The 17,760-nt window shown below is 73.7% G+C and carries 15 protein-coding genes; 9 read left to right on the forward strand and 6 right to left on the reverse strand.

Features of this window, described 5'->3' with window-relative positions:
• On the forward strand, window positions 1-1,047 hold a 1,047-nt coding region (locus tag ACFOWE_RS32950; RefSeq protein ID WP_377294838.1), incomplete at its 5' end, for a PH domain-containing protein.
• 119 nt (window positions 1,048-1,166) lie between these two features.
• Here the strand turns inward: ACFOWE_RS32950 and sepH are convergent.
• From sepH to ACFOWE_RS32965, 3 genes are all read right to left on the reverse strand, one after another.
• Window positions 1,167-2,816: a septation protein SepH gene (gene sepH / locus ACFOWE_RS32955; protein ID WP_377294839.1), complete on the reverse strand. Its 1,650-nt coding sequence runs from the start codon at window positions 2,814-2,816 to the stop codon at window positions 1,167-1,169.
• 705 nt (window positions 2,817-3,521) lie between these two features.
• Entirely contained in the window at window positions 3,522-4,823 is a 1,302-nt protein-coding gene (locus ACFOWE_RS32960) for a D-arabinono-1,4-lactone oxidase (RefSeq protein ID WP_377294841.1), read from the reverse strand.
• 15 nt (window positions 4,824-4,838) lie between these two features.
• Window positions 4,839-6,035: an MFS transporter gene (locus ACFOWE_RS32965; protein ID WP_377294843.1), complete on the reverse strand. Its 1,197-nt coding sequence runs from the start codon at window positions 6,033-6,035 to the stop codon at window positions 4,839-4,841.
• A gap of 153 nt (window positions 6,036-6,188) precedes the next feature.
• On the opposite strand from ACFOWE_RS32965, the gene ACFOWE_RS32970 reads away from it, so the two are divergent.
• The gene (locus ACFOWE_RS32970; protein ID WP_377294845.1) at window positions 6,189-7,466 is read left to right on the forward strand and encodes a lytic transglycosylase domain-containing protein; all 1,278 of its coding nucleotides are present in this window, start codon (window positions 6,189-6,191) and stop codon (window positions 7,464-7,466) included.
• A 198-nt stretch (window positions 7,467-7,664) separates the two neighbouring features.
• Here ACFOWE_RS32970 and ACFOWE_RS32975 read toward each other — a convergent pair whose 3' ends face one another.
• On the reverse strand, window positions 7,665-8,642 hold the full coding sequence (locus ACFOWE_RS32975) for a ferrochelatase (protein ID WP_377294847.1): 978 nt from the start codon (window positions 8,640-8,642) through the stop codon (window positions 7,665-7,667).
• A 204-nt stretch (window positions 8,643-8,846) separates the two neighbouring features.
• Between ACFOWE_RS32975 and ACFOWE_RS32980 the strand changes: the two genes are divergently transcribed.
• Window positions 8,847-10,808 carry a S9 family peptidase gene (locus tag ACFOWE_RS32980; RefSeq protein WP_377294849.1) on the forward strand — a complete coding sequence of 654 codons (1,962 nt, stop codon included), beginning with the start codon at window positions 8,847-8,849 and terminating at the stop codon, window positions 10,806-10,808.
• Between the two features lie 173 nt (window positions 10,809-10,981).
• A complete protein-coding gene (locus ACFOWE_RS32985; RefSeq protein ID WP_377294851.1) occupies window positions 10,982-11,782 on the forward strand; it encodes an inositol monophosphatase family protein in 801 nt (266 codons plus the stop codon).
• A 197-nt stretch (window positions 11,783-11,979) separates the two neighbouring features.
• Here ACFOWE_RS32985 and ACFOWE_RS32990 read toward each other — a convergent pair whose 3' ends face one another.
• Entirely contained in the window at window positions 11,980-12,144 is a 165-nt protein-coding gene (locus ACFOWE_RS32990; protein WP_377294853.1) for a hypothetical protein, read from the reverse strand.
• Between the two features lie 255 nt (window positions 12,145-12,399).
• On the opposite strand from ACFOWE_RS32990, the gene ACFOWE_RS32995 reads away from it, so the two are divergent.
• The 5 genes from ACFOWE_RS32995 to ACFOWE_RS33015 all read left to right on the forward strand — a co-directional run bounded on the left by ACFOWE_RS32995 (window position 12,400) and on the right by ACFOWE_RS33015 (window position 17,323).
• Window positions 12,400-13,053 (forward strand): response regulator transcription factor, encoded by a 654-nt coding sequence (locus tag ACFOWE_RS32995; protein WP_377294854.1) that lies wholly within the window; start codon window positions 12,400-12,402, stop codon window positions 13,051-13,053.
• Window positions 13,054-13,124: 71 nt separating this feature from the next.
• Window positions 13,125-14,429, forward strand: a complete 1,305-nt coding sequence (locus ACFOWE_RS33000; RefSeq protein ID WP_377295140.1) for a sensor histidine kinase — start codon at window positions 13,125-13,127, stop codon at window positions 14,427-14,429.
• 269 nt (window positions 14,430-14,698) lie between these two features.
• Window positions 14,699-14,998, forward strand: a complete 300-nt coding sequence (locus ACFOWE_RS33005; protein ID WP_030914836.1) for a DUF4193 domain-containing protein — start codon at window positions 14,699-14,701, stop codon at window positions 14,996-14,998.
• An 89-nt stretch (window positions 14,999-15,087) separates the two neighbouring features.
• Window positions 15,088-15,894, forward strand: coding sequence for a hypothetical protein (locus tag ACFOWE_RS33010; protein WP_377294856.1), 807 nt, complete (start codon window positions 15,088-15,090; stop codon window positions 15,892-15,894).
• A 52-nt stretch (window positions 15,895-15,946) separates the two neighbouring features.
• Window positions 15,947-17,323: an alpha,alpha-trehalose-phosphate synthase (UDP-forming) gene (locus ACFOWE_RS33015; protein WP_377294858.1), complete on the forward strand. Its 1,377-nt coding sequence runs from the start codon at window positions 15,947-15,949 to the stop codon at window positions 17,321-17,323.
• Window positions 17,324-17,382: 59 nt separating this feature from the next.
• Here ACFOWE_RS33015 and ACFOWE_RS33020 read toward each other — a convergent pair whose 3' ends face one another.
• Window positions 17,383-17,679: a DUF4235 domain-containing protein gene (locus tag ACFOWE_RS33020; protein ID WP_377294860.1), complete on the reverse strand. Its 297-nt coding sequence runs from the start codon at window positions 17,677-17,679 to the stop codon at window positions 17,383-17,385.
• Between the last annotated feature and the right edge of the window lie 81 nt (window positions 17,680-17,760).

The raw sequence follows: 17,760 nt of genomic DNA on the forward strand, positions 1-17,760 counted from the left end.
GACGGCGCGGCCCCCGCCCCGGCCGGCCATGAGCCGGCCCGCCACGAGGTCGGCGAGGATACCCCCGAGCAGGTCTTCCTCGCGTTGCCGCGCAGGTGGCTCGTCTACGGTCCCCTGTCGGGGGCGTACCTGCTCAGTCCCTTCGCACTGCTGGCGGCCGGGGTGGGTGCCGCCTTCCAGTGGGGTGAGCAGCTCGGCATCGAACAGCGGGTCCTCTGGAACGCCGCGGAGTGGTTGTGGCAGCACTGGGGAGTGCTGATCGCGGCCCTCGTCCTGCTGCTGCTGATCACCCCGCCCGTCGACATGGCGGTGTACGCGCTGTTCAACTGGGACTTCACCCTGAAGGCCAGGGAGGGCTACCTGGTCGCGGAGCGCGGACTGCTCACCCGCAGGAGCGTGTCGCTGGAACGGCGCAGGGTGCGCGGGTTCGAACTGGTCGAGAGCCTGCTGGAACGGCAGGCGGGCATGGCCAGGGCCTGGGCGATCGTGACCGGCCTGGGCGACTCGCAGACCCGCGGCCAGCTTCTGCCCGTGGTGCCGCGCGGGGTCGCGCTCGACGTGACGGGGGAGGCGGTCGGGCCGATCACGGCGGAGCTGCGGGCGCATCCTCCGGCGGCGCGCAGGCGCAGGCTGTTCCGCGCCGTCTTCCCGTGGCTGCTGGCCGCCGCGTGCGCCCTGCCGCCCGCGGTGGCCTGGTCCGGCCCGTGGTGGGGGGTCGTGGCCGCCGCGCTGCTCCTCGCGCTGCTCGGCGTCCCGCTCGGCCTCGACCGCTACCGCTCGCTCGGGCACGCCTACGACGGGTCCCGCCTGTCGGTGCGCTCGGGGTCGCTGCGACGCTCCCAGGCCGTGGTGGAGCGGCGTGCCGTCGTCGGCTGGACGCTCGGCCAGACCTGGTTCCAGCGCAGGGCCGGGCTGCTGAGCGTGGTGGCCGGCGTGGGGGCGGGCAGCGGGGGCTACACGGCCCTGGACGTCGGTGAGGCGGAGGGTGTCGCCTTCGTCTCCGAGGTGACCCCCGACTGGTTCGCGCCGTTCGTCGTCTCCGACTGACAACCCTGGCCCCTCCCCGCACGGGGCGGCCTCCGGAACCCTCCGCGACCGCCCGGAGGCCCCGTTCCGCCGGACCCCGCAAGGGGCGGCACGGGAACGGGTCCTCCGCGGCCGTGCGGTCAGTCCGGGCGGCGGGCGCCGAACATGATCTCGTCCCAGGTCGGGACGGACGCGCGGCGTCCCCGGCCCCTCTTCGCCGGGCGGGCCGGCGCGGGAGCCGGGGCGGGCTTCGGCGGGTCGGCCGGCTTGTCGGCGGGCTTGTCGGCCGGGCCCTTGTCGGCGGGCTTGTCAGGGACGCTCCGCTGCACCGGCTCGGGATCCTTCCGTCCCGTCTCCCTGACCGGTTCGGCGGGGGTCCTGCCGGGCCGGTCGGCGCTGAGGCGCGCCGCGGGCACGGCGATCGGGGCCTCCGCCCCGTCCTCCTGCGCGGCGCCGGGAGCCGTCTCCCGGGGCTTCTCCCCGCCGTCCCGCTGCCCGGCAGGGCTCTCCGGAGCCCCGGCCTCCTCGGCCTCCTCGGCGGCGGTGTGCTCCCGCGCGCCCGTTCCGGCGGCCGCGGCGGGTCCGATGGCCGCGGCGGGTCCGGTGGGTGAGGAGCCGCCGGGTCCGGTCTTGCGGTCCTCGGAGGTCTCCTCCCGCGGAGCCCGCGCGGCGGGCCCGGACGGCACGGCGGGCCGGATCGGCTCGGGGACGGGCGATCCGGGGGCGCGCAGCGGCGGCACCGCGGGCACGGGCGGTGCCTCGAAGCCCTCCGGGAGCGGGGGCATCGGCGGGCGCACGTAGGCGTCGCCGGACGGCTCGGCCGGAGCCTGCGCGGCGGGGGAGGCCGGGAGGACCGGAGACACCGGGGGCGCCGGAAGCACCGGGGGCGCCGAGGACTCAGCCGGGAGCACCGGTGCCGCCGGAGGCCCGGCCGGGGACGAAGGGGACGACGACAGGGACGCCGGGAACCCGGCCGGGACCGGTCCGGCCTCGGGAGCCTCGGGAGCCTCGGGAACGGAGTCGCCGGCGGGGAGCGCCCCGGCCTCCGGCCGGAGGACCGAGGGGAACGGCACGGGCGGGCGCTCCGCCGGCTGGGGGGCCGACCGGGGGGCCGACTCGAAGGCCGGCTCCGGGGCCGGCGGGGGCACCGGGGCGAGCTTCGTCACCACGCGGGGCACGAACGGCGTGACCGTGGTGTCCTCGGCGGGCTCGACGTACTCGCTCGCCGACAGGCGCCTGGCCTCGTCGTCGTGCGGGGTGATGTGGCGCCGCCGGGGGTCGAAGAGCCACTCGGCGCGCCGCGTGTGGCCGTTCCACACGAATCCGAGCCTGATCCGCCAGAGGTTGTCCTCGCGCTTGGCGGAGTCCCAGTCGATCTCGTCGGCGGGCACGCCGCGGCGGGTCAGCCGCTCGGTGACCAGCTCACCGAGGGTGGGCCCGGGCGCGGTGGCGTCGGGCAGGCGGACGGCGCAGCGCTGCGCCTGCTGGGCCATGTACTCGCGCTCCTGGAGCACGGGGCCTTCGAACCAGCGCACCCGCTCGACCGGGATGCCCGCGGTGGCGGCGATCTCCTCAGCGGTCTCACCGGCGCGGATCCTGGCCTGGATCTCCTTGGGGCGCAACGGGCTCTCCACTTCGATCTCGTACTGGCCGAGACGGGAGAAGTTGCCGCGGACGGCTGCGCGGAGCCGGTCGTCGACGGGGAGGGTGAACCGGGTCCCCCGGCCGGCCGTCGCCAGCACGAGGTAGGTCCCGTCCTCACTCACCGCGACGAGTCGGAGCTCCTGCATGCGAGTCCCTTCGTCGTCGTGCTCAATCTTCCCCCGGACCCTTGAGTGTCTCGCGTGTGCCGGTTGCCTGCCAGCACCGTACCCGGCATGTCCGAACATAGCCTTGCCGGAAGGGGCTCGCATCGATGTGACGCCAGTCACATTATGGGCGTTCGTCCATATAAAGGACATCCGGGTGGAGCAGCAGGTTCGGGTCCTCGACGGATTCTTCCGAATAACCTCCGGTGCCGCCGGGGACTTGGCGGAAGAGCCCGGAACCTCCGGCGCGCCCTCCCCGCCCGGGACGCCTTCCCCGCCCGGGACGCCTTCCCCGCCCGGGACGCCTTCCCCGCCCGGGACGCCCTTCCCGGCCGGCGGGGAGCCGGTCTCCGGAAGGGCCGGTGCGGCGGACGCGTCTGCGCGCTGGGCCGGAGCGGGGCGGCGGAGGAAGGACATCGGCGGCGGGCTCCCTCGGGGTCGGTGCGGCTCGGGCACTGCGCAGTGTGCCGCGCCGGGGATGACACGACGCGCGGCCACGCCGTTCCTTGGCGACGGCTTGGCACGGCCTTGCGCCGGCGGCCCGCCCGCGCGGGAAGCCGGGGGTGGAAGGCCTGCGGTGCATCAGCGCCCGTCCCGGCGGTCCGCCCGCGCGGGGAGCCGGGGTTCCCGGGCACGCCGAAGAGCCCGCCCGCGCGTGGCGTCGAGGCGGTGCCGGGACGGTGCCGTTCAGGGACCCAGGACGGTGTCCAGATAGTCGTTGGCGAACAGCCGCCGGGGGTCCAGGCGGTCCCGTAGCGCCAGGAAGTCGGCGAAGCGCGGGTAGACGGTGGCGAGGTAGGCCGCGTCGCGGGTGTGCAGCTTCCCCCAGTGGGGCCGTCCGCCGAGCCGGGTCATGATCTCCTCGACGCCCTCGAAGTAGGCGGGGTTCGGGGTGGGCCGGTAGACGTGGCAGGCGACGTAGGCCGTGTCCCTGCCGTAGGCGGTCGACAACCACGCGCCGGAGGCCGGGGTGACCCGCACCTCGACCGGGAAGCTGATCTTCCAGCCCTCCGCCGCCACGAGGTCGCGGGTCTCGCGCAACGCCCGGCCGAGGTGCTCGCGCGGGACGGCGTACTCCATCTCCAGGAAGCGCACGCTCCGCACGCTCGTGAAGACCCTGTAGGAGGCGTCGGTGCAGGCGGAGGCCGACAGCGCCGCCGCGGAGAGCGCGTTGAGCCGGGGGATGACGCCGGGCAGGCGGGCGCCGATCCCGCAGAGCGCGCCGAACAGGGTGTTCTCCATGAACACGGCGTCCAGCCAGTGCCGGAGGGCGCCCGGCGGGTCCGCCGGGCCCGGGTTGCGGTTGTTCCGCTTGGTCAGGCAGGTGTCGGTGTGCGGGAGCCAGAAGAAGTCCAGGTGCTCGTTGGCGGCGGTGAGCGCGTCGAGCGAGTCGAGGATCGCGCTCAGCGCCATCGGCTCCCGGACGCTGTGCAGCAGGAACGACGGCTCAACCCGGAAGGTCACGGCGGTCAGCACGCCGAGCGCGCCCAGCCCCACCCGGGCGGCGTCGAACAGGTCCCGCTCGGCCTCCTCGGCGGCGTCCGCGCGGACCGTGACGACCTCGCCGTCGGCGAGCACCATCTCCAGTGCGAGGACCTGGTCGGCCAGGCCACCGACGTCGCGGCCGGTGCCGTGGGTGCCGGTCTGGATCGCCCCGGCCAGCGTCTGGTCGGTGATGTCGCCCATGTTCGCCAGGGCCAGGCCCCGGCGGTGGAGCTCCTCGTTGAGCACCCGCAGGGGGGTGCCCGCCGCCGCCGTCACCCAGCCCTCGCCGGTCTCGCGGATCCCGGTCAGCGCGTCCGGCCGGAGCAGCAGGCCGTCGGTCAGCGCGACGCCGGTGAACGAGTGGCCGGTGCCGGTCATGCGCACCCGCCGCCCGGAGGCCGCGCCGTCCCGTACGGCCCGCACCACCTCCTCCACCGAGGAGGGGGTGCGGATCTCGGCGGGCACGGCGGACTGGTTGCCCGCCCAGTTACGGAACGCGCGCATGAACGTGAACGATACTCATGGTTTCTGCTGAGCGACAGTGGTACGCAGCCATGCCGAGCCCGCGACGCCGACGGCCGCCGCCAGCAGGGCGCAGAGCAGGGAGAAGCCGTAGGCGTTGGAGGCGCCGAACGCGTCGGTGAGCCGTCCCGCGGCCCACGCGCCGAGCGCCACGCCGAACCCGATCGCGGTGGAGAGCCAGGACATGCCCTCGGTCAGCAGGTGGGCCGGGACCAGCCGCTCGATCAGCGCGTAGCCGGTGATGATCGTGGGGGAGATGGACAGGCCCGCGACGAACAGCGCCACGGCCATCACCCGCAGGTCGCCGACCAGGGCCACGGGGGCGAACCCGGCGGCGAACGCGGCCAGCGCGCGGACGAACCGGCCGCGCAGGGAGAGCTTCCAGCGCCGCGCGCCGTACCAGAGGCCGGAGATCAGGCTCCCGGCGGCGACGGCGGACAGCAGCAGCCCGCCGGCGGCCGGCACGCCCCGCTCCTCGGCGAACGCCACGGTGATCAGGTCCATCGAGCCGAAGACCGCGCCCATGCCCAGGAAGACGCACGACAGCAGGGCGACGCCGGGGATCGTGATGGGGGTGCCGGAGTGCGCCTCGCCCCGGCGGGCCGGCGGCTCCGAGCCGCGCTGCAGGGAGAAGGCGAGGGTGCCCACCACCGTGCAGACCAGGACCACGATCAGGCCGACGTAGGGGTTGACCATGGTGGCCAGGGAGGTGGCGAGCGCCGGGCCGGCGACGAAGATCATCTCGTCGGCGACCGACTCGAACGAGAAGGCCGTGTGCAGCCGGTCCGACCCCGCCAGCACGTGGGCCCAGCGGGCGCGCACCAGCGCGCCGAGGGAGACCGCCGACGTGCCCGTCACCAGGGCCGTGGCGAACAGCGTCCAGCGGGGCGCGCCGAACTCCGCGCAGAGCATCAGGGCGCCCAGCGCGCTCCCGTGCACGAGGGTCAGCGGGACGATTACCCTTGCCTGACCGAACTTGTCCACCAGGCGCCCGGAGAAGGGTGCGGCGACGGCATAGGAGACGCTGACGGTGGCTGCGACCGCGCCCGCCATGCCGTACGACCCGGTCAGGGTCTCGATGAGCACGATGATGCCGAGTCCCAGCATCGACATCGGCATCCGCCCGACGAAGCCCGAGATCACGAAACCCTTGACTCCGGGCGTGCTGAACAGCTCCCGGTACGGCCCGACCACCGATGTTCCCCTTCCGCACGCCGCCCCGGGCGTGGATCGCGTCGACGATGTCGCACCGGACGGCAGCCGGGCAAGTGGTTTTCCCCGAGGTGGCATGCTGTACGGCCCGCAGGGGGCAACGTGAACGATCGCCCGCCTCTTCCCGGATCGCGGGTGTTCGTTGTGATTCTGGTGGGACTGGTCGCCCTCATCGCGGCGGCGGGCGCCGTGGTGGTGGCCGTCCGCCCCGCAGGCCTCACCACGGCCGCCGGACAGGAGCCGGGCGGCCCTCCCGGCGCGGCGCCCGGTCCCGGCCTCGCCGACCTGCGGGAGCTCTCCCCGCAGGCCGCGACCGGTCCCACGCACCCGTCCGGGACCGCTTCCACGCACCCCCCCGCGACCGGCCCCGCGCACCCTTCCTCGACCGCTCCCGCGACCGCCGCGCCCTCGCGGCCGGACCGAGCCTCCGGCGGGTCCGGCCTCGCCCTGACCCCGCCCCGGCTGATGGTGGTCTCCCTCTCCACCCTGCCCGAGCGGACCAGGCAGGACATCGCCGGGCTCGAGCACGTCCGGAAGGCCGAGGCGTTCGACGGCGGGGCCGTGCGGATCTCCGGGGTCGCCGTCAACCTCCTCGCGGTCGATCCGGAGCGCTTCCGCTCCTGGGCGCCGGGGGCGGTGGCGCGGGAGCAGGGCGTGTGGGACGCGCTGGCCCGCGGAGAGCTGGTCGCGGACGGCTCGGCGGTCCGGCGCTTCGGGCTGGTCCTCGGCTCGCACTACCAGGTGGACGGCGGCCCCCGGCTCCGGCTCGCGGCCTCGGCCCGCTTCGGCCTGACCGGGGTGGACGGCCTGGTCAGCCGGGAGACCGGGCGGCGGATGGGCCTGCTCCCCGGGGTGGCGCTGCTGGTGCACGGCCCGGCGGAGGCGACGACCGGGCTCGCGACCGGCGCCCGCAAGCTGCTGGGCGAGGGCGCCCAGGTCGTCACGGTGGGCACGGCGGGCGGGCCGGGGGACTCGGGAGCACGGGAGGAGAACCGGACCGGGGCGCGGGCGGCGCGCCGGGCGACGGTCGGGCGGCCCGGCGACTACCTGGAGCTGTACCGCAGGGCGGCCGAGATCTGCCCGGGCCTGTCGTGGACCGTGCTGGCCGCGATCGGCCAGGTGGAGAGCTCGCACGGGCGAAACAACGGCCCGTCGTCGGCGGGTGCGCAGGGGCCGATGCAGTTCATGCCCGCCACCTGGAAGGCCTACGGCGTGGACGGGGACGGCGACGGCGTCGCGGACATCTGGAGCCCCTACGACGCCGTCCCCTCGGCCGCCAACTACCTGTGCGCCAACGGCGCCGGCCAGGGCGGCAAGAAGCTGGAGAAGGCCGTCTGGTTCTACAACCACTCGTGGTCGTACGTCAGGAAGGTCCTGGGCCTCGCCGATGCCTACGCCCGCGCCTACCCGTGAGACGGCGCCGCCGCAGGCCCGCCGGGACGGTGCGGTGACCTACGCCCGCGCCTACCCGTGAGACGGCGCCGCCGCAGGCCCGCCGGGACGGTGCGGTGACCTACGCCCGCGCCTATCCGTGAGACGGCGCCGCCGCCGGAGACCGGACCTCCCGCCCGTTACCGGCCGCCGGTCCGCCCGGCCGGACCGGCGGGACGGTCACGCGTGCGGGCGCCGGCGCGGCGGGGCCGGGCAGCAGTTCGCCGGGCAGGCCGGCGGCTCGGGCTCGGCCAGCATCTCGCCGACCACCGCGACGAAGCTCGGGTGGGTGCCCACGGTGGCGGCCCTGGACAGCGGGAGCCCCATCTCGCGGGCGAGGTCCGCGGCCTCCACGTCGAGGTCGTAGACGACCTCCATGTGGTCGGAGACGAAGCCGATCGGCACCAGCACCACCGCGGGGGCGTCGATCCCGCGCAGGTGGTCGCAGACGTCGGGCTCCAGCCACGGGACGTGCGGCGGGCCGCTCCGGCTCTGCCAGACCAGGTCCCACTCCCGGTCGCCGCCCAGCGCCTGCACGACCAGCCGCGCGGCCTCGCGCAGCTGGGCCTCGTAGGCCCCGCCGGACGGCCCGGACGTCGCGGCCATCGAGAGCGGGACGCTGTGCGCGGTGAAGACCAGGCGCGCGCCGTCGCGGCAGGCGGCGGGCAGCCGCTCCAGCGCCTCGCGGGTGTGGTCCGCCATGGCCGCGACGAAACCGGGGCGGTCGTAGTAGTGCGGGAGCTTGACGACCTCCGGGGCGCCCTCCACGGCCGCGCGGGCCAGCGCGATGTCGTCGAGGTACTGCCGGCAGGCGGAGTAGGAGCTGTAGGCCGAGGTGACGAAGGCCGCGGCCCGCTTGATCCCGTCGGCGGCCATCTGCCGGAGCGTGTCCTCCAGGTAGGGGTGCCAGTTGCGGTTGCCCCAGTAGACCGGCACGTCGACGGTCGGCTCGACGGCCGCGATCAGGTCGCGGCACTGCTGGTTGATCGGGCTGACCCCGCCGAAGCGCTGGTAGTGCGCCTCGACCTCCAGCAGGCGCTCACGCGGGATGTCCCGCCCCCGCACCACGTTCTCCAGGAAAGGCATCACGTCGTCCGGCTTCTCCGGACCACCGAACGAGACGACGAGCAGTGCGTCGTAACTCCCCACAGTCCCCATGGCACTCATCAAACCCCATCACGGGCAGTCCTCCGGCACGGCGGCGCCGGAACCGGGCCGTGGCGGACGGCGCCGTCCGGCGCCGGGTGACGGGACGGCACCGGGCGGTGAGGCGGTGCAGGGGCGGGGCAGGGGCGGGGCGGAGGACAGGTGAACGGTCCGCGTGGTGGAGGTAGGTTCGGTGACGTGACCCCTTTTTCTGACATGCGTGACTATGTCGGCGTGCCGCGGGTGCTGTCCCTGCGGCTCTCCCCGGACGGGACCCGTCTGGTGAGCGTGGTGCAGGCCCTCAACCCGGACGGCAGGTCCTACGGGACCGCCCTGTGGGAGATCCCCCTCGACGGGCGCTCGCCGTACCGGCTGACCCGATCCGTCAAGGGCGAGGCCGGAGCGGAGTTCACCGCGGACGGCGACGTGCTGTTCGGCTCGCGCCGCCCCGACCCCACGGTCAAGGACCCCGACGAGGAGGCGCCCGCGCTCTGGCTGCTGCCCATGGGCGGCGGCGAGGCCCGGCAGATCGCCTCCCGGCCGGGCGGGATCGGCGGCTTCGCCACCGGCGGGTCCGTCGTCGTCTTCGGCTCCGACGTCCTGCCCGGGGACGAGGCCACCGAGGCCGAGCGGCGCAAGGCCCGCAAGGAGGCCGGGATCAGCGCGATCCTGCACGAGAGCTACCCGGTGCGCTACTGGGACCACGACCTGGGGCCCGGCGAGCCCCGCCTGTTCGCCGGCGTCCTCGGCGACGACCGGCTGAGCGGGGTGCGGGACCTCACCCCCTCGCCCGGCAAGGCGCTGACGAACGCCTCCTACGAGGTGGTCCCGGACGGGAGCGCGGTCGTCGCCACCTGGTCGGTCCCGCTGCCGGCCGGGGAGCTCCGCTCCGAGCTGGTCCTGATCGACACCGCCGACGGCGGCGCCCGCCGCGTCCTGGCGAGCCAGGACGGCCACGACTTCGAGGGGCCGCTCGCCGTCTCGCCCGACGGCCGCCGGGCCGCCTGCGTGCGCAGCAGGCACGCCTCCACGACCGAGATCCCCGAGGTCACGATCTGGATCGTGGACCTGGCCACCGGCGAGGGGCACGCCGCGGGCGGCGGGCTGTGGCCCTCGGACATGGTGTGGGCGCCCGACTCGGCCTCGCTGTACGTGGCCGCCGACCACCGGGGCCGCCGCCCGGTCTTCCGCGTCCCGGCCGACGGCTCCGAGCCGGTACGGCTCACGCCCGACGACGCGGCCTACTCTTCGCTCAACGCCGCGCCCGACGGCGCCGTCTACGCGCTGCGCAGCGGCGTGGACCGGCCGGCGGGCCCGGTGCGGATCACCGCGGAGGGGGCGGTCGAGGAGCTGCCGTCCCCGGCCCCGGCGCTGGAGCTGCCCGGCACGCTCCGGGAGGTCACCGCGACCGCCGACGACGGCGCGGAGATCCGGGCCTGGCTGGTGCTCCCGGAGGGCGCCTCGGCCGAGAGCCCGGCGCCGTTCCTGCTCTGGATCCACGGCGGCCCGCTGTCCAGCTGGAACGACTGGTCGTGGCGGTGGAACCCGTGGATCATGGCCGAGCAGGGCTACGCCGTCCTGCTGCCCGACCCGTGCCTGTCCACCGGCTACGGGCCCGAGATGATCCGGCGCGGCTGGGCGGACTGGGGACCGCGCACCCACGCCGACCTGATGGCGATCACCGACGCGGCGCTGGAGCTGCCCGAGGTCGACGCCGGGCGCACCGCCGCGATGGGCGGCTCCTTCGGCGGGTACATGGCCAACTGGGTGGCCGGGCACACCGACCGGTTCCGGGCGATCGTCACCCACGCCTCGCTCTGGCACCTGGACCAGTTCGCCGGGACCACCGACGCGTCCATGTACTGGCAGCGCGAGTTCGGCAGGCCGGGCACCGAGCTGTACGCCGAGCTCTCCCCGCACCTGTCGCTGGAGAAGATCGCCACGCCGATGCTGGTGATCCACGGAGACAAGGACTACCGGGTGCCGATCGGCGAGGGCCTGCGCCTCTGGTGGGACCTGCAGCGCTCCGGTGTGGAGTCGAAGTTCCTGTACTACCCCGACGAGAACCACTGGGTGCTCAAGCCGGGCAACGCCGTCGTCTGGTACGAGACGGTCCTGGCCTTCCTCGCCCAGCACGTCCTCGGCCAGGAGTGGAAGCGGCCGGAGTCGCTCTCCTGACCCGCGCCCGCGGCGATGGCCCCGGCCGTGCCCGGGGCCGCACCGGGGCCGCACCGGGGCCGCACCGGGGCCACGGTCGCGGCCTCGGCCGGGGGAGTCGCGGAACCCGCCGCGGCACGCCGTACGGCCGCGGGGGACGATGGGGGCGTGCACCGGTTGAGGAGTGGTGAGCGATGACGAGTTGGAGCGCCGTGGACTTTCTGGAGCTGGCCGAGCGGATCGCCCGCGAGGCCGGGGAGATGCTCCTGGCCAAGCGGCCGGCCCGGCCCGAGGTGCTGGCGACCAAGTCCAGCCCCACCGACGTGGTGACGGCACTGGACCGGGCCTCGGAGGAGCTGATCCGCGCCAGGATCAAGGAGTCCCGGCCGGACGACGCGATCCTCGGCGAGGAGGGCGGCGCCACCGGCGAAGGCCGGGTCCGCTGGATCGTCGACCCGATCGACGGGACGGTCAACTTCCTGTACGGCGTGCCCGAGTGGGCGGTGAGCATCGCGGTCGAGGCCGACGGCGAGGTCGTCGCGGGCGTGGTGAACATCGTGCCCCGCGGCGAGGTGTTCACCGCGGCCAGGGGCGAGGGCGCCTGGCTGGGCGGTGAGCGGCTGCGCTGCAACAGCGGGGTGCCGCTGGAGCGCGCCCTGATCGCCACCGGCTTCGGCTACGAGCCGGGCCGGCGCGCGGTCCAGGCGGAGGTGCTGGCGCACGTGCTGCCGCGCGTGCGCGACATCCGCCGGGGCGGCTCGGCCGCCTCCGACCTGTGCGCGCTCGCCGCCGGGCGGGTGGACGGCTACTACGAGCGCGGACCGCAGTACTGGGACTGGGCGGCCGGCGGGCTCGTCGCCACCGAGGCGGGAGCCAGGATCGGCGGCCTGAACGGCAGGCCGTGCAGCCCGGAGCTGACGATCTGCGCGGCGCCGGGACTGTTCGAGGAGCTCCACGACCTGCTGGTCCCGCTCGATCCCGAGCGGGACGCCTGAGAGCGCGCCGGCGGGGCTCCGGGACGAGCCCGTGCGATCACGGTCCGGAGAGGCCGAGGTCACGGTGATGCCCGGGTCACGGTGACCCTGCTCGAGGTCCCGGCCGGGTCTTGGAGCGGGAAACGCCGGAGGGCGCCTCCCCCGCCCCGCGGGGGAGGCGCCCTCCGGCGTTCTTCCGTCAGGTTCTGGGGCTTCCGTCAGTGCTGGAGGCAGACGCCGTTGTCCGTGGCCAGCCGGCGCAGGTCCTCGATCTCTGCGGTGAGCGTGTCGGCGAGGTAGTCGTCGCCGGTGGACCGGGCCTCCTGCAGGTGCTTGTAGGCCTGGTCGAGGCGGTGCTCGATCGTGGTGGTGAACTCGCCCATCTCACCTTCTTTCTTACGGGCTCCGAAAAGCATTCGGCGGAAAAGGGGTGCCTACGCCTGTACCCACTGCTTCGCGAGTCCTAAACATGGGTGTGCGGTACATCACCGTCCGGGTGTCTCTCCTGGCGGGGGCCTTACCGCAGGCTTACGGGCGGCGGGGCGACAATGGGGCGATGGCGGGAAACCGTCCCGGCGGTCGTGCGCGCGGGTTTCCCGGACTGTTCCCGGTTTTTCTCAGCGGAGGTGTCAGGGGTCGTGCGGGTGCTTGTGGTGGAGGACGAGCGGGTGCTCGCCGACGCGATCGCGACCGGGCTCCGGCGCGAGGCGATGGCCGTGGACGTGGCCTACGACGGGGCCGCCGCGCTGGAGAAGACGAGCTACATCGACTACGACGTGATCGTGCTCGACCGGGACCTGCCCAAGGTCCACGGGGACGAGGTCTGCCGCAGCCTGGTGGCCGGCCGGACCGCCTCCCGCATCCTCATGCTGACCGCCTCCGGCGACGTCGACGACAAGGTGGAGGGCCTGGGGCTGGGGGCCGACGACTACCTGGCCAAGCCCTTCGTCTTCGTCGAGCTGGTCGCGCGCGTGCGCGCGCTGGGCCGCCGCTCGGCCCCGGCGCTCCCGCCGGTGCTGGAGCGCTCCGGGATCCGGCTGGACCCGGGCAAGCGCCTGGTGACCAGGGACGGGCAGGAGATCAATCTCACCAAGAAGGAGTTCGCGGTCCTGGAGGAGCTGATGCGCGCCGAGGGCGCCGTGGTCAGCCAGGAGGACCTGCTGGACAAGGCCTGGGACGAGAACATCGACCCGTTCACCAACGTGGTACGGGTGACCATGATGACCCTGCGGAAGAAGCTGGGCGAGCCGCAGGTGATCGAGACGGTGCCCGGGGTCGGGTACCGGCTGTGAGCGGCGCTCCGGAGGAACGGCCGGCGTTCGGCCCGGCGGAGGAGGCGGGGAACGCCGTGCCGACGCACCCGATGATCAGCCCGCACTCCGAGCGTGGGGAGCGCCGGGGGCCGCAGGCGGCGCCGGCCGGTCGCCCGGCGGGCCCTCAGCCACCGCCGCCGAGCGGACCCCCCGCCTGGGACGGCCCGCCCCCGGTGGGCGCCGCGCCGATGCAGGTGCCCCTCCTGGAGCGGGCGAAGGCGGTCACGAACAGGATCAGCATCCGGTGGCGGCTCACCCTCACCTACGGCGCGCTGTTCTTCGTCGCGGGCGCGGTGCTGCTGTTCGTCATGTACGTGATGGTGGCCTGGTCCATCGACGTGGCGTGGCCTCCGGCCCGGGACTTCGTCGACTACCCGGAAGAAGACGCCCTGAAGTTCCAGCGGTGGTGGGACACGCACCGCTACGCGGCGATCATCGCCGCCCGCGAGCACATGCTGTCCCGATCCCTGCTCGCTCTGGTCGGCGTCGGCATCTTCGCGCTGATCATCGGTTACGTCGTCGCCGACCGGGCGCTGCGGCCGATCCAGAAGATGACCGCGACCGCCCGCACGCTCTCCGACTCCACCCTCGCCCACGAGCGCATCGACCTGCAGGGCCCCAACGACGAGCTGAAGGAGCTGGCCGACACCTTCGACGCCATGCTGACCCGGCTCAACGTCGCCTTCGACACGCAGCGCAGGTTCGTGGCGAACGCCTCGCACGAGCTGCGCACCCCGCTGACGATCAACAGGACGGTCCTGGAGATCGCCCTGGGCGATCCTGAGGCGTCGGCGGACCTCAAGGCGCTGGGCCGTACCCTCCTGGAGGTCAACGCCCGCAACGAGCGCCTGATCGAGGGCCTGCTGCTGCTGGCCCGCAGCGAGCGCGAGCTGAGCGTGCGCAAGCCGGTGGACGTCGAGGACGTGGCCGAGACCGCGGTGGAGCAGCTCGCGCCGCGCGCCGAGGAGGCCGGGGTCGAGGTCGTCACCGAGCTGCGCGGCGCCACGACCGTGGGTGACCCGGTGCTGCTGGAGCGGTGCGTGGCCAACCTGGTGGAGAACGCCATCAAGTACAACATTCCCGAATCCGGAAAAGTCTGGGTGCGAACGGGAATGGTGGAGGGCGCTCTGCTTGTTCAGGTGGCCAACACGGGGCCGCATGTGCCCGCGTACGAGGTGGGCAACCTGTTCGAACCGTTCCGGAGGCTCAGCGCCGACCGCGTCGACTCGGCCAAGGGAGCGGGTCTCGGGCTCTCCATCGTGCGCGCGGTCGTGCGGGCTCACGGGGGCAACGTGACCGCCGTCCCCAGGGACGGAGGCGGTCTCGTGGTCACCGTGAGACTCCAGTCGCGTTGATCCGGCGGGGGGCGTCTCGCTCACGCCGCACATGTGGTTGGATGTGCCGTCGAACACGGTGGTGCATGCCGCTAATGCTGTGGTTCCGGCCATATTTGGCTAACCATGCCCATTGGTGGCGGGTCCCTCGCGTGTGAGGAGGTTCAGCGCTTGTTCAGGCGGGGTACCGAAGCAGGAATCTCTCCGCCGGTTCGGGCACAAGAAGGACCTCTCGGACGTTACAAGGCGCGAGCGGGCGCAGACAGATAGATGAGGGGGAGAGCAGACCGATGGCTACCGACTACGACAGTCCACGCAAGACCGACGACGACCTCAGCGAGGACAGCCTGCAGGAGCTGCAGGCGCGCCGCACCGACAAGTCCTCGGGCAGCATCGACATCGACGAGACCGACCTCGCCGAGTCGCTGGAGCTGCCCGGCGCGGACCTGTCGAACGAGGAGCTCTCGCTCCGGGTGATTCCTCGCCAGGCCGACGAGTTCACCTGTGCGCGGTGCTTCCTGGTGCACCACCGCAGCCAGCTCGCCGTGGAGAAGAACGGCCAGCAGATCTGCCGGGAGTGCGCGGCCTGACGACCGTTCCGACGGCCTGTCCTAAGGTGTGTCCCTTCACCCAGGGGTAGGGGCCGCGACCGAGGACACGCCCTGAGGAGGTTCCGCACATGACGTCGGACAACGACCGGACCGGTGCCGAGCGGGCCGGTTCCACGGCAGGGGAGCCGGCCGGCTCGGCGGAGCGGGAGGTCGCCGAGATCGTCGGCCGGCTCGCCGAGAGCGGTGACATGGACAGGGCCGAGCGGCGCCGGCTGCTCGGCCGTCTGACGGAGGCCCTCTCCGAGGGCGCGAAGAAGGCGAGGCGGACCGGGATCGGCCGGGGCCGCTGGCTCGCCGACGTCTTCATGGCCGTCGCCCCCCGCATCCCGATCCGCGACCTGGCCACCCTCTCCGAGCACCACCACGGGCTGACCGCCGAGCCGCTCGCCGACGACCTCGTGCGCACCGCGGCCAAGGCCACCATGGCGGTCGGCGCGATCGGCGGGGCCCTCGCGGCCGCCGAGTTCGCCGCCCCGCCCCTGCTGCTCTCCGCCCCCGCCCAGCTCGTCGCCGAGACCCTGGTGGTCGCGGCGATCGAGGTCAAGCTCATCGCCGAGCTGCACGAGGTGTACGGCGTGCAGGTCCCCGGCACCGGCGGCCAGCGGGCCGTCGCCTTCGTGACCGCCTGGTCCAAGCAGCGCGGCGTGGACCCCCTCTCGCCCGCCTCCGTCACCCTCGCCCTCGGCACCGCGGCCAAGACCGCCCTGCGCAACCGGCTCATGCGTACGCTCGGCCGGCACCTGACCACGCTCGGCCCGTTCCTGACCGGGGCGGTGGCGGGAGGCGCGCTCAACCGGGCGGCGACGAGGAGGCTCGCGGACACGGTCCGTGACGACCTGCGTCGTAACCGTGCTCTACCGTCCGGAAAGTCATAAAATCGCCGAAATGGGGTAGTTGACGGGGTAAGTCGACTACCTGGAGGATTTTGTGACGAGCACCAGCTCGTTCCTGATCGTCGCCAACCGTCTCCCCGTCGACCGGGTGGGAGACGACATGTGGCGGCGCAGCCCCGGCGGACTGGTCACCGCCATCGCCCCCGTACTGCAGCGCCGGGAAGGCGCCTGGATCGGCTGGCACGGGGCCCCGGACGAGCACCTCGACCCCTTCGACCACGACGGGATGCACCTCATCCCCGTCCCGCTCTCCCGGCAGGAGGTGGAGCTCTACTACGAGGGCTTCTCCAACGCCACCCTCTGGCCGCTCTACCACGACGTGGTGGCCACCCCGGTCTACTCCCGCGTCCTGTGGGACGCCTACCGCACCGTCAACGAGCGCTTCGCCCAGGCCGCCGCCGAGGCCGCCGAGCCGGGCGCCGTGGTGTGGATCCAGGACTACCAGCTCCAGCTGGTCCCGGCGATGCTCCGCAAGCTCCGCCCCGACCTGCGCATCGGGTTCTTCCTGCACATCCCGTTCCCGCCGGGCGAGCTCTTCCAGCAGCTCCCGTGGCGGCGGGAGATCCTGGAGGGACTGCTCGGCGCCGACCTGGTCGGCTTCCAGCGTCCTGGCGGGGCGTCCAACTTCGTCCGGCTCTGCCGGCGCATGCTCGGCCTCAACCACCAGAAGCACGAGATCTACACCGAGGACGGCCGGGTGGTGCGGGCGGGCTCGTTCCCCATCTCGGTGGACTTCGGCGAGCTCGACACCCTGGTCCGCGAGCCGCACATCGTCGCCCGGGCCAGGGAGATCCGCGCGGAGCTGGGCGAACCCGAGTACGTCCTGCTCGGCGTGGACCGCCTCGACTACACCAAGGGCATCGGCCAGCGGCTGAAGGCCTTCGGCGAGCTGCTCGCCGACCGCTCCATCAAGCCGGGCGAGGCGGTCTTCGTGCAGATCGCCACGCCCAGCCGGGAGCGGGTCCAGGCCTACGTGCGGCTGCGCGACTCGATCGAGCTCCAGGTCGGCCGGATCAACGGCGAGCAGGGGGAGATCGGCCAGCAGCCCGTGCAGTACCTGCACCAGTCCTACGGCCGGGACGAACTGGCCGCGCTCTACCTCGCGGCGGACGTGATGGTGGTCACGCCCCTGCGCGACGGGATGAACCTGGTGGCCAAGGAGTACATCGCCTGCCGGCACGACCTGCGCGGAGCCCTGGTGCTCAGCGAGTTCGCCGGGGCCGCCGACGAGCTGCGGCAGGCGTTCATGGTCAACCCCTACGACGTGGACGGCCTCAAGCGGACGATGCTCGCGGCGATGCGGGCCACCCCGCACGACCTGTCCCGGCGGATGCGCTCGCTCCGCCGGCGGGTGGCCACCTACGACGTGGACCACTGGGCGAGGGAGTTCCTGACGGCGCTGGAGTCCTGACGCGTCACCGGCGTCACCGCGGCGACCCGCACCGCCAGGAAGAGACCGGACCTCTTCTCTCAGTCGACGACGTCCTTGGCGGCCTCCTTCAGGGCCTTCCAGGCGTCGTAGCGCTTCCTGGCGGTACGGGCCATCACGATCTGCGCCACCTGCATGCCCACGCCCATCACCACGGCGTACCCGATCGCCTCGGCGAGGCTGACGTCGAGGGAGTCGTGGTCCGCCGGAGGCTTCTTCCCGGTCGTCTTCTCCCAGGCGAAACCGAGGGCCTTCTTGACCGCCCACGCCGTGGCGAACCCCACGAGGCCGCCGACGGCCTTCCAGGCGAGGTCCTGCTTCTCCTTCTCGTCGGGCACGGTGCGTCTCCTCCCCGGGCGGCGCCGCCGCCCTGCGCATGATTCCCCTCAGGTAACGAACACTAGTCTCCCCCGGCGGCG

This window comes from Planomonospora corallina, assembly GCF_042650625.1.
GTDB classification, from domain to species: Bacteria; Actinomycetota; Actinomycetes; order Streptosporangiales; family Streptosporangiaceae; genus Planomonospora_B; species Planomonospora_B corallina.